25 protein-coding genes and 1 tRNA gene are annotated in these 24,886 nt (G+C 63.1%); 9 read left to right on the plus strand and 17 right to left on the minus strand.

What is annotated here, in order from left to right; all coding sequences use genetic code 11:
- Positions 1-5 precede the first annotated feature (5 nt).
- The 4 genes from ACLBXN_RS01720 (at position 6) to ACLBXN_RS01735 (ending at position 3,464) form a co-directional block, all read left to right on the plus strand.
- Positions 6-770, plus strand: coding sequence for an endonuclease/exonuclease/phosphatase family protein (locus ACLBXN_RS01720; RefSeq protein ID WP_003066010.1), 765 nt, complete (start codon positions 6-8; stop codon positions 768-770).
- A 159-nt stretch (positions 771-929) separates the two neighbouring features.
- A complete protein-coding gene (gene folE / locus ACLBXN_RS01725; protein ID WP_003058469.1) occupies positions 930-1,652 on the plus strand; it encodes a GTP cyclohydrolase I in 723 nt (240 codons plus the stop codon).
- 196 nt (positions 1,653-1,848) lie between these two features.
- A complete protein-coding gene (locus ACLBXN_RS01730) occupies positions 1,849-2,739 on the plus strand; it encodes a DMT family transporter (protein ID WP_003058467.1) in 891 nt (296 codons plus the stop codon).
- Between the two features lie 77 nt (positions 2,740-2,816).
- Positions 2,817-3,464: a LysE family translocator gene (locus ACLBXN_RS01735; protein ID WP_407715162.1), complete on the plus strand. Its 648-nt coding sequence runs from the start codon at positions 2,817-2,819 to the stop codon at positions 3,462-3,464.
- Positions 3,465-3,477: 13 nt separating this feature from the next.
- On the opposite strand, the gene ACLBXN_RS01740 is transcribed toward ACLBXN_RS01735, so the two are convergent.
- Positions 3,478-3,870, minus strand: coding sequence for a tautomerase family protein (locus ACLBXN_RS01740; protein ID WP_447610928.1), 393 nt, complete (start codon positions 3,868-3,870; stop codon positions 3,478-3,480).
- 111 nt (positions 3,871-3,981) lie between these two features.
- On the opposite strand from ACLBXN_RS01740, the gene ACLBXN_RS01745 reads away from it, so the two are divergent.
- On the plus strand, positions 3,982-4,833 hold the full coding sequence (locus ACLBXN_RS01745; RefSeq protein WP_447610929.1) for a LysR family transcriptional regulator: 852 nt from the start codon (positions 3,982-3,984) through the stop codon (positions 4,831-4,833).
- 27 nt (positions 4,834-4,860) lie between these two features.
- On the opposite strand, the gene ACLBXN_RS01750 is transcribed toward ACLBXN_RS01745, so the two are convergent.
- The 5 genes from ACLBXN_RS01750 to ACLBXN_RS01770 all read right to left on the minus strand — a co-directional run bounded on the left by ACLBXN_RS01750 (position 4,861) and on the right by ACLBXN_RS01770 (position 10,244).
- Positions 4,861-6,348, minus strand: coding sequence for an ABC transporter substrate-binding protein (locus ACLBXN_RS01750; protein ID WP_211457691.1), 1,488 nt, complete (start codon positions 6,346-6,348; stop codon positions 4,861-4,863).
- A 169-nt stretch (positions 6,349-6,517) separates the two neighbouring features.
- Complete coding sequence (locus ACLBXN_RS01755; RefSeq protein WP_447610930.1) at positions 6,518-7,348, minus strand: ATP-binding cassette domain-containing protein; 831 nt, start codon at positions 7,346-7,348, stop codon at positions 6,518-6,520.
- A complete protein-coding gene (locus ACLBXN_RS01760; protein ID WP_447610931.1) occupies positions 7,345-8,373 on the minus strand; it encodes an ABC transporter ATP-binding protein in 1,029 nt (342 codons plus the stop codon). The genes ACLBXN_RS01755 and ACLBXN_RS01760 overlap by 4 nt, the downstream gene beginning before the upstream one ends.
- A gap of 6 nt (positions 8,374-8,379) precedes the next feature.
- Complete coding sequence (locus ACLBXN_RS01765) at positions 8,380-9,285, minus strand: ABC transporter permease (RefSeq protein WP_447610932.1); 906 nt, start codon at positions 9,283-9,285, stop codon at positions 8,380-8,382.
- A complete protein-coding gene (locus ACLBXN_RS01770) occupies positions 9,282-10,244 on the minus strand; it encodes an ABC transporter permease (protein WP_447610933.1) in 963 nt (320 codons plus the stop codon). Before ACLBXN_RS01770 ends, ACLBXN_RS01765 begins: the two co-directional genes overlap by 4 nt.
- A gap of 173 nt (positions 10,245-10,417) precedes the next feature.
- Between ACLBXN_RS01770 and ACLBXN_RS01775 the strand changes: the two genes are divergently transcribed.
- Positions 10,418-10,678, plus strand: a complete 261-nt coding sequence (locus tag ACLBXN_RS01775; protein ID WP_043003465.1) for a YfhL family 4Fe-4S dicluster ferredoxin — start codon at positions 10,418-10,420, stop codon at positions 10,676-10,678.
- A gap of 80 nt (positions 10,679-10,758) precedes the next feature.
- On the opposite strand, the gene pth is transcribed toward ACLBXN_RS01775, so the two are convergent.
- The 7 genes from pth to ACLBXN_RS01810 form a co-directional block, all read right to left on the minus strand.
- Positions 10,759-11,397 carry an aminoacyl-tRNA hydrolase gene (gene pth / locus ACLBXN_RS01780; RefSeq protein ID WP_447610934.1) on the minus strand — a complete coding sequence of 213 codons (639 nt, stop codon included), beginning with the start codon at positions 11,395-11,397 and terminating at the stop codon, positions 10,759-10,761.
- A gap of 128 nt (positions 11,398-11,525) precedes the next feature.
- Positions 11,526-12,149 carry a 50S ribosomal protein L25/general stress protein Ctc gene (locus tag ACLBXN_RS01785; protein WP_003066033.1) on the minus strand — a complete coding sequence of 208 codons (624 nt, stop codon included), beginning with the start codon at positions 12,147-12,149 and terminating at the stop codon, positions 11,526-11,528.
- A gap of 156 nt (positions 12,150-12,305) precedes the next feature.
- Entirely contained in the window at positions 12,306-13,265 is a 960-nt protein-coding gene (locus ACLBXN_RS01790) for a ribose-phosphate pyrophosphokinase (protein ID WP_003058452.1), read from the minus strand.
- A 44-nt stretch (positions 13,266-13,309) separates the two neighbouring features.
- A tRNA-Gln gene (locus tag ACLBXN_RS01795) sits at positions 13,310-13,386 on the minus strand.
- Positions 13,387-13,416: 30 nt separating this feature from the next.
- A complete protein-coding gene (ispE, locus tag ACLBXN_RS01800; protein WP_447610935.1) occupies positions 13,417-14,280 on the minus strand; it encodes a 4-(cytidine 5'-diphospho)-2-C-methyl-D-erythritol kinase in 864 nt (287 codons plus the stop codon).
- A gap of 57 nt (positions 14,281-14,337) precedes the next feature.
- Positions 14,338-14,859 (minus strand): lipoprotein insertase outer membrane protein LolB, encoded by a 522-nt coding sequence (locus tag ACLBXN_RS01805; protein WP_447610936.1) that lies wholly within the window; start codon positions 14,857-14,859, stop codon positions 14,338-14,340.
- Positions 14,856-16,643, minus strand: coding sequence for a tetratricopeptide repeat protein (locus tag ACLBXN_RS01810; protein ID WP_447610937.1), 1,788 nt, complete (start codon positions 16,641-16,643; stop codon positions 14,856-14,858). The genes ACLBXN_RS01805 and ACLBXN_RS01810 overlap by 4 nt, the downstream gene beginning before the upstream one ends.
- Positions 16,644-16,693: 50 nt before the next feature.
- Between ACLBXN_RS01810 and mutM the strand changes: the two genes are divergently transcribed.
- The 3 genes from mutM (at position 16,694) to mutY (ending at position 20,869) form a co-directional block, all read left to right on the plus strand.
- Positions 16,694-17,533, plus strand: coding sequence for a bifunctional DNA-formamidopyrimidine glycosylase/DNA-(apurinic or apyrimidinic site) lyase (gene mutM / locus ACLBXN_RS01815; RefSeq protein WP_447610938.1), 840 nt, complete (start codon positions 16,694-16,696; stop codon positions 17,531-17,533).
- Positions 17,534-17,799: 266 nt separating this feature from the next.
- Positions 17,800-19,797, plus strand: coding sequence for a dynamin family protein (locus ACLBXN_RS01820; protein ID WP_447610939.1), 1,998 nt, complete (start codon positions 17,800-17,802; stop codon positions 19,795-19,797).
- A 4-nt stretch (positions 19,798-19,801) separates the two neighbouring features.
- Positions 19,802-20,869, plus strand: coding sequence for an A/G-specific adenine glycosylase (gene mutY, locus ACLBXN_RS01825; protein WP_447610940.1), 1,068 nt, complete (start codon positions 19,802-19,804; stop codon positions 20,867-20,869).
- A gap of 63 nt (positions 20,870-20,932) precedes the next feature.
- Here mutY and ACLBXN_RS01830 read toward each other — a convergent pair whose 3' ends face one another.
- The 4 genes from ACLBXN_RS01830 to ACLBXN_RS01845 all read right to left on the minus strand — a co-directional run bounded on the left by ACLBXN_RS01830 (position 20,933) and on the right by ACLBXN_RS01845 (position 24,885).
- Positions 20,933-21,214: a hypothetical protein gene (locus tag ACLBXN_RS01830; protein WP_447610941.1), complete on the minus strand. Its 282-nt coding sequence runs from the start codon at positions 21,212-21,214 to the stop codon at positions 20,933-20,935.
- Positions 21,211-22,635: a cell envelope integrity protein CreD gene (gene creD, locus ACLBXN_RS01835; RefSeq protein WP_447610942.1), complete on the minus strand. Its 1,425-nt coding sequence runs from the start codon at positions 22,633-22,635 to the stop codon at positions 21,211-21,213. Before creD ends, ACLBXN_RS01830 begins: the two co-directional genes overlap by 4 nt.
- Positions 22,636-22,741: 106 nt before the next feature.
- Entirely contained in the window at positions 22,742-24,196 is a 1,455-nt protein-coding gene (creC, locus tag ACLBXN_RS01840) for a two-component system sensor histidine kinase CreC (RefSeq protein WP_447610943.1), read from the minus strand.
- 5 nt (positions 24,197-24,201) lie between these two features.
- Entirely contained in the window at positions 24,202-24,885 is a 684-nt protein-coding gene (locus ACLBXN_RS01845; protein WP_343676533.1) for a winged helix-turn-helix domain-containing protein, read from the minus strand.
- Between the last annotated feature and the right edge of the window lies 1 nt (position 24,886).

The raw sequence follows: 24,886 nt of genomic DNA on the forward strand, positions 1-24,886 counted from the left end.
TGCCTATGTCTGAAGTTCAGTTGTTCACACCGCCAGAGCCGCAGATCCTGCGCGTGGCCACCTACAACATTCACAAGGGTGTGCAGGGCCTGGGCCCTGCCAGGCGCTTGGAGATTCACAATCTGGGACTCGCGGTGGAGCAGCTCGATGCGGACATCGTCTGCCTGCAGGAAGTGCGCAAGATGAACCGCAAGGAGGAGCAGTATTTCGACCGCTGGCCCAATGTGCCGCAGGCCGAGTACCTGGCTCCCGAAGGCTACGAGTCCGTCTATCTGACCAATGCCTACACCCGGGACGGCGAGCACGGCAATGCGCTGCTCAGCCGCTGGCCGGTGATCGGCTACCAGCACGAGGACATCTCGGACCACCGCTTCGAGCAGCGCGGCCTTCTGCATGTGGAGCTGGACATCCACGGCAAGCGCGTGCACTCCATCGTCGTGCACCTGGGCCTGATTCCGGGCAGCCGCATTCGCCAGATTGCACTGCTGCAGCGCTTCATCGAGCGCGAGGTGCCTCCCAATGCGCCGCTGGTGGTGGCGGGCGACTTCAACGACTGGGGCAACCAGATCAAGCGCATGCTGGCGGGCTTCGGCCTGTTCGAGTACGAGGAGACGCAGGGCATTCTGACCTATCCCTCGCGGCTGCCGATTGCGCAGCTCGACCATATCTATGTGCGCGGCCTGACGCCGCTGGGGCTGCAGGTGCCCAAGGGGCGCATCTGGTGGCGCATGTCGGATCATCTGCCGCTGATCGCGGAGTTCAAGCTGTAGCAGCCCTGTGCCTTCCCCTTTCTCGCCATCTCTGGCTCCGGGTGCAGGCTGATTGAGTGATTGCTCCTGAAACAATAGCTTCCGACGCCTTGTGAATCTGCCTCTGGATGCCAAATCCTTTGTAGCTTCGGGAAGTTGATTCACTGGTACCATCCTTGGATGTTCAGAGATCTCGCCGATATGAAAAAAGACAACCAGGCCGAAGGTACGCCCGTCTCGGTCAAGATCCGCGAGCGGCTGCAGGCGGCGAACAAGCGTTTCCACGCCAACGACAATATTTCCGAATTCATCGAGCCCGGCGAGCTGGAGAAAATGCTGGACGAGGTGCAGGAGAAGATGCAGGGCGTGCTCGATTCCATGGTGATCGACACCGTGCACGACCACAACACCCGTGCCACGGCCCGCCGCGTGGCCAAGATGTATTTGAACGAGGTCTTCCGTGGCCGCTATGTGGCCCAGCCCGCGATCACCGAATTCCCCAATGCCGAGCACCTGAACGAGCTGATGATCGTCGGCCCGATCACCGTGCGCAGTGCCTGCAGCCACCACCTGTGCCCCGTGATCGGCAAGATCTGGATCGGCGTGCTGCCCAACAAGAACACCAATGTGATCGGCCTGTCCAAGTACGCGCGTCTGGTGGACTGGATCATGGGCCGTCCGCAGATTCAGGAAGAAGCCATCATCCAACTGGCCGATCTGATCATGGACAAGACCCGTCCCGACGGACTGGCCGTGGTCATGGAAGCCTCGCATTTCTGCATGTCCTGGCGCGGCGTGCGCGAGATGGACTCCAAGATGCTGAACTCCGTCATGCGCGGTGCCTTCCTCACCAACTCCGAACTGCGCCGCGAATTCCTCTCGCTCATAGCAGCCCGCAAGTAAATGATCCCCCCTGAGTCGCTGCGCGCCTTCCCCCAAGGGGGACGATGCCCTAGCTGCGAGGCGGCTCTTGCTCGGCATCCCTCTGACGGCTGGTGCCAGTTTTATGAGGTTTTGGCCATAGCTGGCCAGATGAGCAAATGAACTTTTCCTTTCAAAAGGCTGCGCGTCGCGCGGCCTTTTTGCATTTCCGGCTCCCATGTCCCTGCAAGCGTTCACTCTCATCATCCTGGCCGGCCTGATTCATTCGGGCTGGAACATCGTGGCCAAGAAGGCCGGCGGAGACGCCCGCTTTTCGCTCTACACCGCCATCTGCAACGCCGTCATCTGGCTGCCGCTGGGCTGGTGGCTGGGCAAGGATGTGGTGCCTGGCTGGGGCTGGATGGAGTGGGCATTCGTCACGGCCAGCGCCGTGCTGCATGTGGCTTATTTCATAGTGCTGCTGCGCGGCTATCGCGTGGCCGACCTGACGGTGGTCTATCCGCTGGCGCGCGGCAGCGGGCCGCTGATCTCCTCGCTGGTGGCCGTGATCTTTCTCGGCGAGCAGATCTCCACGCTGGGTGCTGCCGGTATTGCGGGCGTGGTGCTGGGCGTGTTTCTGATCGCGGGCGGCCCGCGCATGATTGTTGCCATCCGCGAGGGGCAGGATCTGGAGGCGCGCCAGCGCGTGCTGTCCGGTCTCTACTACGGCCTGCTGACGGGGCTGTTCATTGCCAGCTACACGGTGGTGGACAGCTATGCCGTCAAGATGCTGATGATGTCGCCGATTCTGGTGGACTATATGGGCAATCTGATCCGGCTGGTGATTCTGGCGCCACTGGCCGCCCGGGACTGGCCCGAGACCAAGCGCCTGTGGCGTCTGCAGTGGCGCTATGCGGCCGTGGTGGCGTTTTTCAGTCCGATTGCCTATGTGCTGGTGCTGTATGCGGTGCAAAGCGCGCCCATCTCCCATGTCGCGCCTGCACGCGAGGTGTCCATGCTGTTCGCAGCCCTGATCGGCGGCAGGCTGCTGGGCGAGGGCGACCGAGCCTTGCGCATCGCCGGTGCCATCATGATTGCCCTGGGCGTGACCGCTCTGGGGCTGGGTTGAAATGGGCGGATGTATCGAATTGGCCTGCAGCCTTTGCCGATGGATCGTAAGCCGCTGTTTTTTGAAGAGACCTGACAATGCCGACCTGGGAAGTTCTGATCACATTCTTTGGCGTGGCCCTGCTGCTGGGCCTGAGCCCCGGCCCCGACAATCTGTTTGTGCTGGTGCAATCGGCCCAGCGCGGCTGGCGCGTGGGGCTGTGCGTGGTGGCGGGCCTGTGTCTGGGCATTGTCGGGCACACGGCGGCGGTGGCACTGGGCCTGGCGGCCGTGGTGGCGGCATCGCCCATGCTGTTCACGGTGCTCAAGCTCTGCGGTGCTGCCTATCTGGCCTATCTGGCCTGGGGGGCCTGGCGTGCGCCCGTGCATGTTGAGGAAACTGCCAGGGCGCAGACCGAGCGCGATGTGCTGAGCTTGAGAGCCGCCATGCGCTGGATGGGCCGCGGTGTGGTCATGAACCTCACCAATCCCAAGGTGCTGATCTTCTTTCTGGCCTTTCTGCCCCAGTTCACCGACCCCGCACGCGGCAGCGTCGCGCTTCAGGTCATGGTGCTGGGCTGCGTGTTCATGCTGGCGGCCTGGCTGGTGTTCGGCTCCATCGCCTGCTTTTCGGGTCTGTTCGGTCAGCTGCTGCAGCGCTCCGCCAGCGCCCAGCGCTGGCTCAACCGCATTGCCGCCACCGTCTTCGGCGCGCTGGCGCTGCGCCTGGTGATGGTGCAGCGGTAGCGAGGGACAGGGCCTAGCGATGCTGGTGGCGAAACTCCTGCGTTTTTCCTCCGTATCCATAGGCCGCAGCACGCGCATCGATCAGATGCACATAGGAGACCTCGTGCAGTCTGGGCAGCAAGCCCGCCATGGTCTGGTGAACGGCCTCCAGATAGAGCGCTTTTTCCGCCTTGGTATTGGTTTCGTCGGTGATGCTGATACCCAGGTAGAACGAGCTATGGCCGGTTTCGGCCAGGGTCCGGCCGTCGATCCACCATGTATCGGCAGGCACATACCGAATGGAAATGGCGATGAGCTCGGGCTGCTTGTGCAGGATGTCCCGGGTCAGGCGCGCAATCTGCGAGCTGACTTCGCGGCTGAGCTGGGCATTGGCTTGTCCCGATAGCTGGATGTCGATATGTGGCATGGCATTGTCCCTGAATGGGTTGGTGAAGACAGTCTCATTCTGTGGACTCTCTATCCATTTGGAAAACGGAAAGATATGATTGATATCTCCGGTTTTTCCGATGGATAGAACATGGCCTCTCTCGAAATTTCCCAGTTGAGAACCCTGATTGCGGTGAGCGAGGCCGGCAGCCTGACAGCGGCCGCACCCCGGTTGTTTCTGTCTCAATCTGCGGTCAGCGAGCAGATCCGGAAACTGGAGGACTGTGTGGGTCAGCAGCTGCTGCTGCGCGGCAAGGCCGGTGTGACGCCGACCGGAAGCGGTCTGCAGTTGCTCGAGCATGCCCGCCGGATCACGGCCATGGCCGACGAGGCGCTCCTGGACTTGCGTGGAGAGTCCCTGCGCGGACGGATCCGCCTGGCGGTGACGGACTACTTCAAGCCCGCCCTGCTGGCCCGGATGCTGAAGCAGCTGGCGCATATTCATCCAGGCGTGCGCATGGAGGTGAGCGTGTTGCGCAGCGTCGAGGTGCACGCAGCCGTGTCTTCAGGTCGCAGCGATCTCGGCCTGGTGATGTCGCTGGACAGCGCACAGACGCAGCTGCAGCCCATGGGCTCCAGTGAGGCGCTGGTGTGGGCCAGTGCGCCGGGCTGGCAGCAGGCAGGGCCGCTGCCGCTGCTGGTGCTGCCGCAGAGTTGCGCCTTGCATCAGCTGGCAATCCGGGAGTTGGAAAAGCGGGCCATTGCGTATGAGATCGCGCATCAGGCCTCGGGCGTTGCAGGGCTGCAATCGGCCATCGCTGCAGGCCTGGGGGTGGCCTGCATCAATGCCTCGGCGCTGGGAGAGGGTGTGGTGCAGGTTCCGGCGGAACTGAACCTGCCCGGCCTGCCCCGGGTCTGGTTTGGTTTGCTGCCGGCGAAAGGCGAGGAGCCGGAACTGTTGGGGCAGGTGCGCGCGCTGCTGCTGCAGCAGTGGTCGTTCTGAGCCAGGGCTCCTGCGGGCAGGCCGGTGCTAGCCCCAGGACAACGCCGAGAGATCGTTCACAAACACCGGCATGTCCTTCCACAGCCCGCGCAGCTTCTTGTTCGCCACGGTCACCCATTGCGGGGTGTAGAGAAAGCCATGCACCGAGTCGTGGGCCAGCAGGCGTTGGGCATCGCCAAGCAGGCGTGCGCGATCGGCAGGGCGCGGTGTGCTCTTGATTTTGTCGAACAGCTCGTTGAACTCCTTGGACTGGTAGCCCCAGTAGTAGTCGGGCTTGGCGAAGTTGCCCAGATCAAACGGCTCGACATGCGAAATGATGGTCAGGTCGTAGTTCTTGTTGGTGTAGGTGCCAGACAGCCATTGCGCCCACTCCACGTTCTGCAGCTTGAGCTGGATGCCGATCTTGGCCAACTGGGCCGCAATCAGCTCGCCGCCCTGACGCGCATAGGGCGCGGGCGGCAGCGTCATGGTCAGCGTCAGCGGCGTCTTGATGCCGGTTTCGGCCATCAGTGCCTTGGCTTTTTCCAGATCGAAAGGGTTTACGCCCGTGGTGTCCACATAGCCAAAGGCCGTGGGCACGTAGTAGCTGCCGATGGGCACGCCATAGCCGTCTGCGGCGCCGGCAATCACGGCCTTGCGGTCGATGGCGGCGGCAATGGCGCGGCGCACGCGGATGTCGTTCAGGGGCTTGCGAGCATTGTTGATGGCCAGAATGGTCTTGGCGCGCGAGTTGCTCACCACCACCTGAAAGCGGGCATTGGCCTTGAACTGAGGCACGCTGCGCGGCGAGACGCGCGGGAAGGCATCGACATCGCCGGCCAGGAGTGCGGCAACCTGCGCTGCGGGGTCGGGAATGAAGCGGAACACGGCGCGCTTGATGCGAATGCCCGTGGCCGAGCGGTAGCCGGGCCAGGCGCTCAGCGTGACCGATGCGCCCCTGGCCCAGGCCGACAGCTGGTAGGGGCCGGTGCCCACGGGCTTGGCAGCATTGGTGGCGGCACTCTTGGGCTCGACGATGATGGACGTGGCCTGTCCCATCATGAACAGAAAGTCGGGGTCGATTTCCTGATTGCTCAGCACCACCGTGTGCTCGTCAACGACCTTGGTGCTCAGATTGGCAAAAGTGCGCTTGTCCTTGTTGGTGCTCTTGTCAGCCGCCGCACGGTCGAACGAGAACTTGACGGCTGCGGCGTTGAAGGGCTCGCCGTTCTGGAACTTCACGTCCTTGCGCAGGCGGAAGGTATAGGTCTTGAGGTCGGAGGAGACCTCCCAGCTCTCGGCCAGCAGTGGCGAGACGCTGCCGTCGGCATTGATTTTGGTCAGGGTTTCGAACACGTTGTAGAGCACGACTTCGGCAATCGAAGAGGCGGCTCCGGCCGTGGGGTCGAGTCCTGGTGGCTCCAGGGTCATGGCCAGCGTGACACTGTCTTTTCTGGCCTGGGCGAGAGCCGGCCAGGTGGCGAACAAGGGCAAGCTGGCAGCCGAGCTGGCCAGCAAGGAGCGACGATTGAACATCAACAAAGTCTCCGATGGGGGCAGGCCGCAAGCGGCCCGCAAAAGCGCTGCAAGTCATCGCGGGGAGCGGACTTGTTTCCCATGCGTTTTTACACCAGTCGCAACCGTCTTTGCGGGGGCTGCCGGTATATCGCTGCCGGGAGTGTGAACAACTGTTCGCCGTGCGGCTTCAGAGGACTCGCGGCGCAGCCCGGACCAGGGCTTGGGTATAGGGGTGAGCTGGGGCGGAAAACAGCTGGCGCGGCGTGCCGCGCTCCACCACCAGGCCCTGATGGAGCACCAGAACCTGATCGCAGACATGCTGCACCACGGCCAGATCATGGCTGATGAACAGATAGGACAGGCCCAGCTCGCGCTGCAAGTCCTGCATGAGATTGAGCACCTGGGCCTGCACGGAGACATCGAGTGCACTGACCGGCTCGTCGGCCACGATCAGGCGGGGCCGGGTGATCAGGGCGCGGGCAATCGCGATGCGCTGGCGCTGGCCACCGGAGAACTCGTGCGGATATTTGTCGGCATCCTGCGCGCGCAGACCCACCTGTTCCAGCACCTCCAGTACCTGAAGACGCCGCGCCTCGCGGCCGGGTTTCTTGTTCAGGGTTGCCAGCGGCTCGCTGACGATGCGCTCCACCGTCATGCGCGGGTCCAGCGACCCATAGGGGTCCTGAAACACCATCTGGAAGTCGCGCCGCGCTGCGCGCAGCGCCTGTTCGTCAAGCTGATGCAGATTGCGGCCCAGCAGCTCCACCGTGCCCTCGCTGGGGCGATCCAGTGCCATGACCAGGCGCGCCAGCGTGGATTTGCCCGAGCCCGATTCGCCGACCACGCCCAGACTCTGTCCCGCCGGCAATTCAAAGCTCACGCCGCGCAGCGCCTGCAGCGGCTCGGGCCTGTGCCACAGCGATGTGCGCGGGCGCGAATAGGCTCGTTTCAGGCCGCTGGCCCTCAACAGCATTTCGCTGGAGGCTCCTGTCGCGCCGGTAGCGCCCGGCCCGTTCATGCCTTGGCTCCTTGGGCCAGTACCTGCTCATACAGGCAGCGCGCCACATGGGGCTGGCGCCAGAAGGCCAGAGAGGCCGGTGCCGCCATGCTGGGCTGGTGCAGGGTGCGGGCCGGGGGCGGCTGCACATAGCAGTCGTCCCGGGTGTGGGGGCAGCGGCCTGCAAACGGACAGCCTGCGGGCAGGTCCACGAGCTCCGGTACTGCGCCTGCGATGGTGGGCAGATGGCCCGCAGCTGGCGCGGCCTGGAGCTGCGGCCGGGCTGCGAACAGGCCGCGCGTATAGGGGTGGGCGCGCCTGGCGAACACGGCTTCCGTCATGCCGGACTCGACCACGGTGCCGCCATACATGACCAGCAACTGCTCCACATTCTGGGCAATCACGCCCAGGTCGTGGCTGATGAGCACCAGCGCCATGGAGTGCTCGGCCACCAGCTCCTGCAGCAGATCCAGAATGCGCTGCTGCACCGTCACATCCAGGGCGGTGGTGGGTTCGTCGGCCACCAGCAGATCGGGTCCGCAGGCCAGAGCCATGGCAATCATGATGCGCTGGCGCTGGCCGCCGGAGAACTGGTGCGGGTAGTCGTCCAGCCTCTGTGCGGCCTGTGCAATACCCACGCGCTCCAGCAGCTCGGTGGCGCGGGCGCGGGCCTGGGCGCGGCTCATGCCCAGATGCAGGCGCAGCGGCTCTGCCACCTGGCGGCCGATGCCGTGCACGGGGTTGAGGGCGCTCATGGGTTCCTGAAACACCATGGCCATGCGGTTGCCGCGCAGCGCACAGAGCCGGCGCTCGCTCAGGCCCAGCAGCTCCTGGCTGTCCAACTGGATGCTGCCGTCCACCTGGGCATGTTCGGGCAGCAATCCAAGCAGCGCCAGTGCCGTCAGCGATTTGCCGCAGCCCGATTCGCCGATCAGGCCCAGCGTGGCACCGCGCTCCAGTGTGAAGCTCACATCGCGCACGGCCTGGGCACGGCCACGATGAGTTTGCAGATTGATGGTGAGGTTGGAGACTTCGAGCAAAGCCATGTTGATTCAGCGCTCGCGTGTCAGTCGGGGGTCGAGCAGGTCGCGCAGACCGTCGCCCAGCAGGTTCAGGCCCAGCACCGACAGCGCAATCGCCACGCCGGGCCAGACGGCCAGCAGCGGTGCCTGGAACATCAGGGTCTGGGCTTCGCTGAGCATGCGCCCCCAGGAGGGCTCGGGCGGCTGCGTGCCCAGGCCCAGATAGGACAGGGCAGCCTCGGCCAGAATGGCCAGTGCGAACTGAATGGTGGCCTGCACGACCAGTACCGAGGCAATATTGGGCAGCACATGGCGCAAGGTGATGGCCGTGCGGCTTTGCCCGCAGGCGCGTGCCGCCATCACATAGTCGCGCGACCAGACGGCATTGGCCGAGGCGCGGGTGATGCGCGCAAACGTGGGGATGTTGAAGATGCCGATGGCGATGATGGCATTGACCATGCCCGGCCCGTAGACGGCCGTGAGCATGATGGCCGACAGCAAGGCAGGGAAGGCAAAGGTGAAGTCCGCCAGCCGCATGATGATTTCCTCGACCCAGCCGCGGCATGCGGAAGCGATCAGACCCAGCAGCACGCCCAGCGCCAGTCCTATGCCCACGGCAATCAGGCCCACCGCAATCGAGGCGCGCGCGCCGACCAGAATCTGCGAGGCCAGGTCGCGCCCGAAGGCGTCGGTGCCCAGCCAGTGCCGGCTGCTGCTGGCCTGCAGGGCGGCGTCCATGTCCATCTCGTAGGCCGAGCCCGGCGTCCAGACAAAAGACAGCAGTGCGGCGGCAATCAGCAAGGCCGTGAGCAAGGCACCGAGCACAAAGCTGCGGTGCTGCCTGGCGCGCTGGCCAAGGCCGAGCGGCTTTGTGCGCGAGAAGGCGCGTGTCGGGTAGTCGGGCACGCGAAAGCGGGTATCGGTCTGCCTGCTCATAGGTCGCTGGCTTTGAGGCGGGGGTCGATGGCGGCATAGAGCACATCGACGACAAAATTCACCACCACCACCATGGCCGCCAGCAGCAGCACGCAGTTGCGCACCACGATCACGTCGCGGTTGGAGATGGATTGGAAGATCAGCCGGCCCAGGCCCGGCAGATAGAACACGTTCTCCACCACGATGGTGCCGGCCAGCAGATTGGCGAACTGCAGGCCCATGACGGTGACGACGGGAATCATGGCGTTGCGCAGCACATGGCGCCAGAGCGCCGCGCCGCGTGACAGTCCCTTGGCACGGGCGGTGCGCACAAAGTCCTCGCGCAGCACTTCCAGCACCGCAGAGCGCGTGATGCGCGCCAGGATGGCCGACTGCACCACGGCCAGCGACACGGCGGGCAGCAGCAGCGCCTGCAGCGCGGGCAGCAGGCCGCCGCCGGTTTCCTCGCTCCAGCCCGGAAAGCCGCCGGCCGAGAACCATTGCAGCTTGACCGAAAACAGCAGGATCAGAAGAATCGCAAACCAGAAATTGGGAATGGCAATGCCGATCTGGGCCAGGCCCATCAGGCCCACATCGCCCCAGCGCTTGTGGTTGGCGGCGGCCAGCACGCCCGCCGCAATGGCCAGCACGGCGGTGATGCACATGGCCATGACGGCCAGCGGCACGGTCACCGCAAGGCGCTCCCAGACCAGCTCGGTCACGGCGGAGCCATAGGCATAGCTGTTTCCCATATCGCCCTGCAGCAGGCCGCTGATCCACTGCCAGTAGCGCGTCAGCGCAGGTTGGTCCAGGCCCAGTTGCTGCGTCATGGCGGCCACGGCCTCGGGCTCGGCATCGGGGCCCATGAGCATCTGGGCGGCATTGCCGGGCAGGACTTCCAGCACGGCAAACACCACGATGGAGGCGCCTATCAATGTGGCAATCAGCGTGAGCAGGCGTTTGAGCAAGAAGATGCTCATGGCGTGAGGCGTTGTTTCATCGTGAAGTGGGCGCAGGCGGCGTGTGCGTGCTGCGCAGCATAGCGGCCATTGTGCCGTTTCCTGGAGGTGCAGGCTTTGTCCCGGGTGCAGCCATGTCTTGGGGAGCTTGGGATAATGTGGGCCGATACCGAGAACTGCACAGGAGCTGGCACATGGCATTGATGATTACCGATGAATGCATCAACTGTGATGTGTGCGAGCCCGAGTGCCCTAACGATGCCATCTATATGGGCGAGGAGTTCTACGAAATCGACCCGCACAAGTGCACCGAATGCGTAGGGCATTTTGACGAGCCGCAGTGCGTGCAGATCTGCCCTGTGGCCTGCATACCGGTGAACCCCGAATACATCGAAAGCCATGAGGTGCTGTTCAAAAAATATGAGCAGCTTACGCAGGCCAAGAAAGAAAGTTAAGGCTTTTAGGGGCTGAATTCTTTGTATATCAAGCGTAAATAGCTCCTGATTCAGGAGCTATTTTTCATTCTGCCCCAGGTTCAGGCTTCGCCACCTGCAGGCTGGACGGCATCGGGCGCCGGCTTGCGGGCAGGCTTGGGGCGGGGCGCCTTGGTGGTGTGGATGGCCAGAGTGGCCTTGTCCATCTGGCCTGCCACCATCTCGGGCCAGGCCTTGAGCGAATGCGCGATGGCGTCTTCGATCAGCTTGAGCTGGTCGGGGGCCGGTTTTTTGAGCACCCAGCTGGCGACCTCGCCCTTGTGGCCGGGGTGGCCTATGCCCACGCGCAGACGCCAGTAATTGGGCGAGCCCAGCTGGGCATGGATATCGCGCAAGCCGTTGTGGCCGCCATGGCTGCCGCCGAGCTTGAGCTTGACCACGCCGGGTTCGAAGTCCAGCTCGTCATGCACGACCAGGATTTCCTCGGGCTGGATCTTGAAGAAGCGCGCCAGCGTGCCTACCGACTTGCCCGAGAGATTCATGAAGGTCTGCGGCTCCAGCAGCCAGACGGTCTGGCCGTGGATGTTGGTGCGGGCCATCAGTCCCCAGTAGCTGCGTTCGGGAACCAGACTGACCTTGAGTTCGCGCGCCAGCGCATCAATCCACCAGAAGCCGGCATTGTGCCGGGTGTCTTCATATTCAGGGCCGGGATTGCCGAGGCCGACAAACAGTTTGATCATTGCTGGATTATCTTCTTGCTAGCAAAGCTGGGCTGGCACGCTGGTTCTGCGTGGCCCAAAGAAAAAGCCCACCGAGGTGGGCCTTTTCTTGGAGTACAGCGGCAGGCGCCGTACCGAAGACACAAGAATTACTTCTTGCCCTTCTTGGCGGGAGCAGCTGCGGGAGCAGGTGCGGCGCCTTCGGCAGGAGCCACTTCGGGCAGCTTGATGGAGATCAGCGAAGGGTTCTTGTTGGCGCCACGCACCACAGCCTTCACGCCGTTGGGCAGCTTCAGAGCTTGCAGGCCCAGCACGGACTTGGAAGTCAGGGCGCTCAGGTCCACCTTGATGAACTCGGGCAGGTTTGCGGGTTCGCAGATCACTTGCAGTTCGTGCATCAGAGGAGTCACGGTGCAGTTCTCGACCTTCACGGCGGGGGATTCAGCAGCGCCTTCGAAGTGCAGGGGCACGTTCATGTGCAGCTTGGTGTTGCCGTCCACGCGCTGGAAGTCGATGTGTTGCACCAGCTTCTTGTAGGGGTGGAACTGCACGTCGCGCAGCACGACCTTGGTCACTTGACCGTTGATTTCCATGTCCAGGATGCTGGAGTGGAAAGCTTCCTTGTGCACAGCGTGCCACAGGGCGTTGTGATCGATTTCGATCAGTTGGGCTTCACCAGCACCGTAGACGATACCGGGGGTCTTGCCCGACAGACGCAGACGGCGGCTCGCACCCGTACCTTGCTTGGCGCGCTCAGTAGCGACGAATTGCATAACTAACTCCTAGATGGACGGACCGCGACCAGTCTCGCCCGATTGATAAAAGAATCTGCACCTTGCAGCAAGGCCGTGGATTCTTGCGGTGGCCTCGAAACGGTCAAACCTCCCGAAGGAGGTTTGCTTGGGCTCGAAGCTGAAAAACCAGAGATTTTAAGCGGTAAACAGACTGCTCACCGAATCACCTGTGGAAATGCGGTGAATTGTCTCGGCAAACAGGCCGGCTACGGACAGCTGGCGAATCTTGCCGCACTGCTGGGCTGCGGGGCTCAGAGGAATGGTGTTGGTCACAACCACTTCGTCCAGAGCGCTGCCGTTGCCGATGCGTTCCAGGGCCGGGCCCGAGAAGATGGGGTGCGAGCAGTAGGCGTACACGTTCTTGGCGCCGCGCTGCTTGAGCACTTCGGCAGCCTTCACCAGCGTGCCGGCGGTGTCGATCATGTCGTCCATGATCACGCAGTTGCGGCCGTCGATATCGCCGATCACGTGCATGACTTCGGACACGTTCGCCTTGGGGCGGCGCTTGTCGATGATGGCCAGATCGCAACCCAGTTCCTTGGCCAGGGCGCGAGCACGCACCACACCGCCAACGTCGGGGGAGACGACGATCAGGTCTTCGTAGTTCTTCTGACGCAGATCACCCAGCAGCACAGGGGTGGCGTAGATGTTGTCCACGGGAATGTCGAAGAAGCCCTGGATCTGGTCGGCGTGCAGGTCCATGGTCAGGACGCGCTCGACGCCAACTGCCTGCAGCATATTGGCCACCACCTTGGCGGTGATGGGCACGCGGCTGGAGCGGGGGCGGCGATCCTGGCGGGCATAGCCGAAGTAGGGGATCACGGCGCAGATGCGCTCGGCCGATGCGCGCTTGAGGGCATCGACCATGACCAGCAACTCCATCAGGTTGTCGTTGGTCGGTGCGCAGGTGGACTGAACCACGAAAACGTCACGGGCGCGAACGTTCTGCTTGATCTCGACCGCGACTTCCCCATCGGAGAAACGGCCAACGTCGGCAGCACCCAGGGTGGTGCCGAGGTGCTTAACAATCTCTTCGGCCATGCCAGGATTGGCATTGCCCGTGAAGACCATGAAATCAGAGTGATGTGAATGCATTGTGCGTCCCAGTGCTGTGGGTTGCTATGACGCAAGAAGATGTTTGGCAGGGGAAGAAGGATTCGAACCTTCGCATGCCGGAATCAAAATCCGGTGCCTTAACCAACTTGGCGACTCCCCTACACAGGCCTTTTGTCGAAGACAAACAGCCTTATAACTTGTTCTCTGGAATCCAGCTGTGAAGTGGGTGTTTTTCCAGATTTTTGCAAACCCTGATCTGCCAGCTGCCTGGGGCAGTGCTCAGATCAATGTTTTGCGTGATCGGTGCAAATACTGCACTTCCCGAGCCCGTCATTCTAGCATGCAATTTCAGTGATTCGAGCCATTCTCTGACTTTCTTCACTTCAGGCTGCAGACCTTCAGCGACGGGCTGCAAGTCGTTTCGGCCAAAACCGAAGTGATTCGCAGCGAAGTCGAAGATTGTAGCAGGCTTTGTATCGCGCTTCAGTGACTCGCTGGAAAAAATTCCTGCGGTCTCCAGGCCCTGTTCGGGTTTGACCACCAGGAACTGCTGCTGCGGCAGGGCGTCGCCGTCTGTCAGCGGGGTGATGACTTCACCGATACCGCTGACCCAGGTCGAGTGGCCGCAAAGAAAGAAGGGGACGTCGGCGCCGAGCTTCAGGCCAATGCTTTGCAGTTCCTGGCGCGAGAGCTTCAGATTCCAGAGACGGTTCAGCGCTATCAGCGTGCTGGCTGCATCGGACGAGCCGCCGCCCATGCCGGCCTGGGCCGGCAGCTGCTTTTCAATGCCTATGCGCACGCCTTGGGTGCAGCCTGTGGCCTGCTGCAGGGCGCGGGCCGCGCGGGTGATCAGATCGTCGGCGGGCAGGGCGATGCCGTTGAGGTCCTCGCGGCTGATCTGGCCGCAGGCCGTGCGCTCGAAATGCAGCACATCATGCCAGTCGATGAGCATGAAGACGGATTCCAGCAGGTGATAGCCATCAGGCCTGCGGCCGGTGATGTGCAAAAAGAGGTTGAGCTTGGCCGGGGCCGGCACGTCATAGAGCGAGTGCATGGCGTGTATGTGTCAGTCAAAAAAACGGTGCGGCGATGGCGCCGGGCTGCTGGCGGGTCAGCGAGCGTCCTGGTCGAGAACAATGCGCAAGGATGCCTCGGGGGGCGGGCTGGTGCGGTCGGCGCGCAGACGGCCCTCGCCGATGCGGGAAAGATCGGTTTGCCAGCCGCTGACGGCAGTGTTTCTGCCTTGCAGCCAGTCGAACAGGGCTGCAACGGGGATTTCGCTGCCGGTCATCCGGCTGATGAGTTCGGGCAGGGAGTCGGACTGGGTGATCTGATCGCCCTGCTGCAAGGTGGCTCCGGCACGTGTCCATTGGAGCCGGGCCATGATGGAGCCCAGGGGATTGAAGACCAGCAAGGTACCGCTTTCGGGCTGACCTTGTAATTCGAAGCCGGCGCTGAAGGATTGTTGCTGAGCATCCTGAACTTGTAGCGCCATGCGGCCGGACCAGTGGTGGCTGGCCGTTGCATCGAGCTGCAGCTGCCGCACGGGCTGGGCGCAGCCGCCGAGCATGAGCGCTCCCAGGGCCAGCCCGAGGGCCGGAAGCATCTTCAAGAAGGTCGGGCGGCGCTTCATGGCGTCACTTTGAGGCGTTTGAGTGTTTCCAGCAGCGTGTCATTGCTGCTGTCCGCCTTCAGGCCCTGGCGCCATACGAGCTGGGCGCGGTCCTGCTTGCCCTGGGCCCAAAGGACTTCTCCCAGGTGGGCGGCAATCTCTGCATCCTGGCGCTTGGCATAGGCCTGCTCCAGCAGCTTCTCGGCTTCGTTCAGATTGCCGCGGCGGAAATTCACCCAGCCCAGGCTGTCGGTGATGAACGGGTCGCCGGGCTCCATGTCCAGAGCAGTCTGTATCAGGGTCTGGGCTTCTTCCAGCTTGATATTGCGATCCGCATAGGAGTAGCCCAGTGCGTTGTATGCATGCTTGAAGTCGGGGGCGCGCTTGATGATGTCGCGCAGCAGGCGCTCCATCTCGCTGAAATTGCCGGCTCGCTCTGCCAGCATGGCGGTGTCGTAGGCCAGTTCCACATCATCAGGGAACTGGCTCAGCAGCTGGGCCTGCAGTGCATAGGCTTCCTTGTTCAGACCGGCATCGCGCAGCAACTGCACCTCGGCAATCTGCTTGAGGCGCTTCTGGTTGGGGCCGTTGGCTGGAATGGCCTGGATCAGGGCGCGAGCTTCCTTCACCTTGCCCTGGCGGGCCAGCAGATCGGCGCGGCGGGCCTGCACGCTGAGCAGGTTGGCGGAGTCGGGGATGCGCTGCAGATAGATGTCGGCTTCATCGTAGCGCTGGCGTTTTTCTGCCAGATCGGCCCTGAGCAGATAGAGCTGGGATTCGCCGGCGGAGCGGCCCACGCCTTCAGGCAGTTTGGGCAGCAGGGAGCTGAACTGTGTCAGGGATGTGTCGGCAGCATCCAGCTCGTTGTCCTGCAGTTGCAGATTGGCGAGCATGGCCCAGGCTTCGGGGAACTCGGGCGCTTCGCGGGTGATGAGCTGCAACTGGTTCTTGGCATCGGCATTGCGCTTTTGTCCCAGCAGCACGCGGGTATAGGTCAGGCGCAACTGCGGCGAGTGATTCTTTTCCAGATAGCGCTTGACCAGCGGCTCCACTTCGGCCGAGCCCGATTCCAGTAGCTCCATGGCCAGCAAGGCGATTGCGCCTGATTCGGGGCTCAGCTTGGCGCCGTTCTGCAAGGCTTGCAGTGCGGCAGGCTTCTGGCCGGCTATCAGGCGCATATGACCTATGGTCGCCCAGGCCATGGGGCCATTCTGCGGGTCCTTGAGGTCGATCTCCAGCGCCTGCTCGACCACATCGGCGGCCAGGGGCTTGTCCGAGGCATTGTTGTAGAGCTGGGTGATGGCCAGAAAAGTGGCGCTGCGATTGGCTTGCGGGGTCAGCTCGACCTCGCGGCGCAGATAGCTGGCCGAGTCTGCGATGCGGTTCATCACCACCAGGATGCGCAGCACGGCGCGATTGGCGGCGCGTGACTCGGGGTAGGCTTCCAGCCAGGCGCGGGCATTGCGCAGGGCACGGTCACCCGAGCGGGACTGGACGGCAAGCTCGGTGGCGCGGCGATAGAGGTTTTCGTTGTTGCTGCTGCGCGCCGCTTCCATCATCAGGGCCTGGGCGTCGGTGAGGGCGCCTTCCTGGGCGGCCATCTCTCCCACCAGAATCTCGTAGAACAGCTCGGCAGACAGGGCCGCTTGCTCATTCTCACGCTCGGCGGCCCGTTCGAGATCGGTGCTTTGCTCGATCTTGTCCTGCTGGGGCGGCGGGTCGGCAGGCTGGGCGGATGCGATTGCCGATCCCATGGCCACAACGGCAGCCACGGCGAGTCCCTGAAAACGTAGAGGATGAACCATCGGCTCATAATAATCCAAGCTTGTTGAACACTTGGCGAAGAAGAGATTGCATGCCTGAGTTACCCGAAGTCGAGGTCACGCGCCGCTCTTTTGCAGACCGTATTGCGGGCGCGCAGATTGAAGCCGCCACCCTGGGAAAGCCCCTGCGCTGGCCTCTGGGCCTGCAACCGCAGGCGCTTGCCGGCAGAGTGGTGCTGGGGGTGCGCAGACGCGGCAAGTATCTGCTGGTGGACCTGAGTGAAGGCCTGCTGCTCATGCACCTGGGCATGTCGGGCAGTCTGCGCTTCGCGGGCAGTGACGAGGCGCCGCTGGGCGATGGCGGGCCGCATGATCACTTCGACCTGCAGACATCGCGCGGCTTGCTGCGCCTGCATGATCCGCGCCGTTTCGGTGCCGTAGTCTATGTTCCGGGCGAGAGCGATGCCCTGGCGCGCAAGCTGCTTGACCATCTCGGCATGGAGCCGTTGAGCGAGGGGTTCACGCTGGCGGCCTTCAAGGCCGGGCTGGCCGCCAGCCGTTCTCCCATCAAGCAGTTGCTGCTCAGCGGCAGCGTGGTTGTGGGTGTCGGCAATATCTATGCCTCCGAGGTGCTGTTTCTGTCGCGTATTCACCCGGCAACCCCGGCGCGCGATGTGGGGGCGCGCAAGGTCAGGGCTTTGTATGAGGCCATTCGCGCCGTGCTGGCCTTGGCGGTGGAAAAAGGCGGCACCACCTTGCGCGACTTTTCCGCTGCCAACGGCATGGAAGGGCATTTCCAGCTGCAGGCCCAGGTCTATGGCCGCGATGGCCTGCCCTGCACGCATTGCGGCGCAGCCATACGGCTCATGCGCCAGGGGCAGCGCAGTACCTATTACTGCGCCAGCTGCCAGAAAGGCGCGAAAACTCTCTGAATTTGATAGCAAATACCTTAGATTGAGTATGCGTTCAACCCTGTTTTGAGGTCACAATTCCAGGCCGGGCCTGATATGTCTCGGAGCTGTCGTCAATGCATCGGGACGGGCGCTGTTTCGTGCCGCCGATCGCAGATACTTCACAGTGATAAATATCAGGCCGGACTCTGGAAGAGCCGTAGATGCCGTCAAGGGGCAATGCTATATATTGATCAGGCGGCCAGCCTTGTCTGGCCTGCCGACTCAGACAAACAAGAGGGGTAGATGTGTCAGCTTCATTCAACGAGCAGTTCGGTCAGTATGGCGCGTGGCGACGAGGCTTTGCCACCCAGCTGCAGGAGTTGCGTGAATGGTTGATTGCCCAGGATCTGCTGGACGCCTCGGTGCAGGAGCGCTTGCAGAGGCTGGAAGAGCAGATGCGCTCGGACAAGGTCATGGTGGCCTTTGTGGCCGAGTTCTCGCGTGGCAAGTCCGAGCTGATCAATGCCGTCTTCTTCGCCCATTACGGCCGCCGGCTGATGCCGGCCAGCGCCGGTCGCACCACCATGTGTCCGGCGGAACTGGGCTGGGAGCCCGAGCTGCCGCCCTGCCTGCGTCTGCTGCCCATCGATACCAGAGAGTCGCCGGAGAGCCTGGGCCAGTGGCGCATGCGCGCCGATGCCTGGGTGCAGCACCCGCTGGATATCGCCAATGCGCAGCAGATTGCGGACACCCTGGCCAAGGTTGCCGAGGTGCGCAAGGTCTCCATCGACCAGGCCAGGGCCTGGGGCTTCTGGCATGACGACGAGACTGCCGACAATCCCATGGTCGATGCCGACGGCTGGGTCGAAGTGCCCATGTGGCGCCATGCCCTGATCAATATGCCTCACCCTCTGCTTAAGCAGGGGCTGGTGATTCTCGACACTCCCGGGCTGAATGCCGTGGGGGCCGAGCCGGAGCTGACGGTCAATCTGATACCCCAGGCGCATGCCGTGGTCTTTGTGCTGGGGGCCGATACCGGCGTGACCAAGTCCGATTTGGCCATCTGGCGCGATCATGTGCTGCCGGCAGGGGCAGGCAAGGTCGGGGACGACGAAGCGCTGGCTGCGTCGCGTCTGGTGGTGCTCAACAAGGTGGATACGCTGTGGGACAGCCTGAGCTCCGGTGCCCAGGTGCAGGCTCAGCTGCGCCGCCAGCAGCAGGACTCGGCCCAGTTGCTGGGGGTGGCGCTGGAGCGCGTGCTGCCCGTCTCGGCCCAGAAGGGGCTGGTGGCCAAGGTGGGGCACAACGACAGCCTGCTTCAGGCCAGCGGACTGCCCGCCTTCGAGGACCTGCTGGCCAACGGCATCATGGGACAGCGCCAGAAAGTGCTGCAGACCGCCATGCGCACCAATGTGCAGCAGCTGCAGTCGCAGGTGGAGCGCGTCATCAATATGCGCCGCGGCGATCTTGATGATCAGCTGGCCGAACTTTGCGGTCTGCGCGGCAAGAATGCGACGGTGATCGCCAGCATGCGCTCCCGCATCGAGGCCGAGCACAAGGAGTTCGACCAGAGCGCCAGCCGCATCCAGGCCATGCGCAACATCCATATGCGCATGCTCAAGGAGCTTTTCCAGCTGTTGAGTTCGACCACATTGAAGGCCGAGCTGTCGGAGCTCAAAGAGACCCTGGATCAACGCGGGCTCAAACTGGGCCTGCGCAATGTCTATGAGCGGACCTTCGGGCGTCTGCATGCCGTGGCTGCCAGGGTGCAGGTCCAGGCCGATGAAATCCAGACCATGATGAGTGCCTCGTTCAAGGAGCTCAATGCGGAGTTCGGTTTCTCCCTGCAGACGCCGCCGCAACTGGTGCTGTCCGAGTTCAGGGACGACTTGCGCGGCATCGAGGGCAGCTACACCCAGTACCTTGGGTTGAGCAGCGCTCTCAAGCTCAGCAGCGCCGATTTTTCGCAGCGCCTGATCAAGGCGCTGGCGCTGCGTCTGCGCACGGTGTTCGAAGCGGCATCGAACGATGTGGAGATGTGGAGCAAATCACTGACTGCGCCGGTCGATGCACAATTGCGCGAACGTAAACGCAGTTACACGCGCCGCCTGGAAGCGGTGGACCGCATCAGCGGCGCTGCCACGGAGCTGGAGGAGCGCATTGCCGACATGGAGAATGCGCAAACCCGCCTCGCAGCGCTGCAGACACAGCTGACCAGCGCATCGGCGCAGTTGCTGGATCCGCTCGGTGCCGGGCAGCCGCCAGTCGCTTCCATGCCGCTGGACATCAACCTGGTAGCCTGAAATCTTGACTCTCCCTTCGATTGCCACCGCCGTCGTGCAGTGGCAGGCCAGTCATGGCCGCAATCATCTGCCCTGGCAGCAGACCCGTGATCCTTACCGTGTCTGGCTGTCCGAAATCATGCTGCAGCAGACCCAGGTCAGCACCGTGCTGGGCTACTACCAGCGTTTTCTGGATGCCTTTCCCGATGTGGCCAGCCTGGCTGCCGCCCCTCAGGATGCCGTGCTGGCGCTTTGGAGCGGCCTGGGCTATTACAGCCGCGCGCGCAATCTGCACAAATGCGCGCAGACCGTGATGGAGCAGTGGGGCGGGGCCTTTCCGCAAACGGCCGAAGAACTGGCGACCCTGCCAGGCATTGGCCGTTCCACGGCCGGTGCCATTTCATCGTTCTGCTTTTCAGAGCGGGTGCCGATTCTGGATGCCAACGTGCGCCGTGTTCTCACGCGGGTGCTGGCGTTTGATGCGGATCTGGCGCAGTCCAGAAATGAAAAGCAGCTGTGGGAATATGCCCAGCAACTGTGCCCCACCGAGAATCTGCACGAAGCCATGCCGCGCTACACCCAGGGCATGATGGATCTGGGCGCCAGCGTCTGCACATCGCGCAAGCCCACTTGCCTGGTGTGCCCCCTGCATTCCGAATGCCGGGCGGCCCGCGCCGGCAATCCGGAAAACTATCCTGTGCGCACGCGCAAGATCAAGCGCAGCTCCGAGTCCTGGTGGCTGCTGCTGGCGGTGGATGGGCAGCGCCGCGTATGGCTGCAAAAGCGTCCGCAAGCCGGTATCTGGGCCGGGCTTTACAGCCCACCGGTCTTTGAAGACTATGCGGCACTGCAAAGCCATGCGCAGGCCGCCTGGTCCCAGGACGGGACCCGCAGCTGGCAGGATCTTCCAGGCTTTCTGCATGTGCTGACCCACAAGGACCTGCACCTGCATCCGGTTCTGGTGCCCGTCGATCAGGCCCATGCCGCCCTGGTGTCAGAGGCCGATGAATCTTGCTGGGCGGATGCAGCGGCATGGGCCGAGCTGGGTCTGCCGGCCCCGATCCGCAAGCTGCTCGACGCCGAGCTGGCCTGAGCGCCTGCCGCATGAATGAAAAAAGGTGACGGCCGGCGTCACCTTTTTTCATGGCTGCAGATTTCAGAAACGCAATCTGGGCATCAGCATGGAGCAGCGCAGCCCCATCAAGGCCAGCCACAGCGCCCTGGCCTGCGGGTTGCTGCGCTGCGCCTGCAATTGCCGGCCCGCGGCCACCACCTGCTGGCGCAGGGCTTGCTGTGCCCTGCGGTCGCCTTGGCTCTGTGCGCTCAGCCAGAGTTGCTGGTATTGCTGCACGCTGAGCTGGCAAGGCTCGCCGAGCAGATGGCGCGACGAAACGTTCAGCAAGGCCTGGGCCTGCGGGCTGTGTCGTGACTGGCTCATGCGGCCTCCTCCTGCTTCGAAGACTTGTCCGGCACGTCGCTCTCGCTGCGTCCAAACGCGTACCAGTCCACATGGCGGGTGCAGATCATGACCAGGGCCAGCACGCCGAACAGGGCGATGGAGCCGACGACCAGAGCGGTCTGTTCCAGCTGCAGCAGCACATACAGCAGGCCGTACAGGGCCGAGATGGCAATCGCGAACGGCAGGCCGCGTCTGATGCTGCCCAGAATATGGCTGGCATAGAAGGCCAGCAGAGCCACGCAGGAGCTGGCAGCAATTGCATAGGCCGTGGCAAAGCCCAGGTGTTCGGACAGGCTGATGAGCAACAGGAAGAAACTGCACAAGGCCGAGCCGACCAGCAGGTACTGCACGGGGTGAACGCGCAGCTTTTTCATGACTTCGAACAGGCCGACCGCGACAAAGGTCAGGATCACAAAAAGAATGCCGTACTTGGTGGCGCGCTCGCTCAGCGAGTAGACATTGACCGGGTTGACGAACTCCGTGTCCATGGTTTCGAGGCAGGGGCCGCTGTCGTCATGGCCGCGGGCTGCCGAGGCTGCATAGGTTTCCGAGCTGCCCAAGTAGCCGGGGCTGCAAAGACGTTGCTGGCGGGTGAAGGCGGTGCTGGCAGAGGTGGCCAGCGAGGACAGCTCCCAGCTGGCGGTAAAACCACTGTCCGTCACCTCGCGTCGACTGGGTAGAAAGCTGCCGCCAAACGAGGGATGAGGCCAGTCGGCAGTCAGCGTGACCTTGCTTTCTGTGGCGATGGGGCTGAAGGCGAGCTGCTCCGTGCCCAGCAGCTGCAGCTTGAGGTCCAGGTTCAGGGCTTCGCCTTTTTTCAGCAGGCTGGCATCAATCTCCGCCTGAATGCCCTTGCCGTAGCGCTCCAGCGGTGTGCCAGATTCGACCGCCAGATCCTGGCCGTTGGCCTGCAGCGTCGCGCTGCGGATGCCGCGCGGGTCGCTGAGCGCAAATGCCACAAGGACCTTCTTGCAGCGCACCACGGCATTGGGCTCGCTGGGCTTGGGCAGCTCGGCATACTGCGCGGGATTGGCAAAACCGGCCGATATCTGGTCGTGCAGCACATAGGTGTTGATGTGATGCAGGCCGCGCGAGCGCTCCTCCATCTTGGCATTGGCGTCGTGGTTGAGCGTGTCGGGCAGCAGCATGCGCTGGAATTCCCGTGTGCTGTATTCGATTTTCTTGCCATTGGTCGTGCTGGTGGTTTCCGTGCAGTTCTGCACCAGGGCCGGGCCGATCAGCGTCTGGGTGCCGGCCAGGCTGGAGACCACGCTTTGCACGGCGTAGTCGCGGTTGCGGATGCGGTCTTTCACCACATCCTGAATCATGGACAGACCGGCCATGAGCAAGGCCAGAACGATCAGCAGTGAGACTGTCTTGAACAGCAGTCGGTTTTTCATGCGTGCTCCTGAATGAGGGGTTCAGGACGCAGTGTCGGCAGCGACTGTGTGGACGCAATGAAGTCTGTGAAGCGGGTGTGAAGTCCTGCTTGAAAGCTCTGGCTGCCTAGCTTTCGGGAGCGAAATCCAGCGTCACGGCAAGGCCGGGATGTCGGTTTGCCACCTGCATGCTGCCGCCATGAAGATGCATGATGCGGGTGACGATGGACAGGCCCAGTCCGGTGCCGCTGCGCTCTCCGTTGGGTCTGGGAGTCGTGAAGAAACGCTCGCCCAGACGGGCCAGCAAGGGCTCGGCCACGCCCGGGCCCCGATCACTGACGGTGATGCGGTGCGGGGCCAGATCAAGCTCGATCACGCTGTTCTCTGCAGAGAAATCCAGGGCGTTTTGCAGCAGATTGCTGATGGCCAGAGTGACCAGGCCAGCCTCCCAGGGGCCGCTGCTGTCCACGCCGTTCAGGCGCATGGCAATGCCGCGTTGCTCGGTATGGCTTTGCAAGGAGTTCATGGCTTGCAGGGCACATTCCATCAGGCTGCAACCATGGCGGGTGTCCAGTTGCTGGCGCTGCTCGAGACGGCTGAGCTGGAGCAACTGGTCGATCAGGTTCTGCAGACGCAGGCTCTGGTCCACCACCTGTATGGCAAACATGGCCCGGTCCTGGGGCGGCAGCTCTTCCTGCAGCAACTCGCCTGCGCCGCGTATGGCAGCCACCGGGCTTTTGAGTTCGTGGGTCAGGGCGCGTACATAGCCCTCGATATAGTCGCGCCCTTCCAGGCGCTTGCGCATATTGTCCATGGCCTGGGCCAGCTCGCCCAGCTCGCCGGGCATGTCGGGTATGGCCGCAGGAGCCGAGGCCTGTGCGGGGTGGGCAGACTCGTTGAGCGTGGGGGCCTGCACCTGTTGTGCATAGTTGCGCAGCCGACGCACGTGAAGCACAAACCACCAGGTCACGGCGCAGCCCACGGCGGCGGACAGCAGCACAAACAGCAGGCCACCGCGCAGAATCTTCTGCTCCGCGCTGTCGACGATTTTCTGTACCGAGCTGGAGGGCTTGGAGGCGGTCAGCACCCCGGCAATCTTGCCGTCCACCATGATGGGCGCCGAGACATACATGACGCTGCTGGATTCGTCCTCCTTGACGGCTCGCGTGGTGCGTGCGCCGTATTCACCGCGCAGCGTCAGGTAGACATCGCGCCAGCGCGAGTAGTCGGCGCCCTGGTCCTTGCCCTGGGAGTCGAACAGCACCATGCCCCGGGCGTCGGTGACGGTGATGCGCAGATCCAGCGTGGTCTTGCGTGTGTCCCAGATCCAGGCCTGTATCGGCTTTTGCGTGTAGCCCTGCAGCTGGGTGGCAAAGGCGCTGCCCGCACCGGCTTGCAGCCGGCCTTTTTCCATGTCGGCACTGGCCAGCGTGGCCAGCGCATAGGCGGTCTCCACCAGCGTGTCCTCGGTCACCTTGCGCACGCTGGGCTTGATCTCCACCATGAAGACGCGCAGCACGAAAAAGGCGGCCAGGCCGTTGATCAGGAAGAAGGCAAAGAAGAGACGCAGACCCAGGCGCATACCGGCTATCCGGGCTGGTTCAGGCTATAGCCCAGACCGCGGTGGGTGACGATGAGCTCCTGATCGGGCAAGCGCTCGCGCAGCTTGGCGCGCAGGGTCTTGATATGGGTGTCCACCGTGCGGTCCGTGCTCTCGCTGTCCAGCCCCCAGATTTGCTCCAGCAAGGCGTCGCGGCTCAGGATGCGGCCCGCTGCGTTGACAAGGCTTTGCAGCAGCTGATATTCGCGCCTGGTCAGATCCAGTGCCCTGCTGTGGATCAGAGCCCGTTGGCCTTGCTCATCTATTTGAAGTGCCTTTGTAAGCTGGGCGGGCGCTGCAGGCTGAAATTGCCTGGAGCGGCGCAGCAGGGCGCGGGTGCGCGCCAGCAGTTCGCGCGGGCTGAAGGGCTTGGTCAGATAGTCGTCCGCGCCCAGTTCCAGGCCCAGAACCTTGTCCATCTCCTCACCTCTGGCACTGAGCACCAGTACAGGAACAATGGAGCCGGCAGAGCGCAGCTCGCGGCACCAGTCCAGGCCGTTGCCGTCGGGCAGGCCCACATCCATGAGAAGCACGTCAAACGGTGTCTTGCTCCATTGCTGACGCGCATCGGCGATCAGCAGGCTGTGGGTGACGGCAATGCCCTCGCGCTCCAGAGCGTAGCAAACCGTTCGTGCAATGGCCGGGTCGTCTTCGAGCAGCAGCACATGCATG

It is taken from the genome of Comamonas sp. C24C (assembly GCF_053345995.1).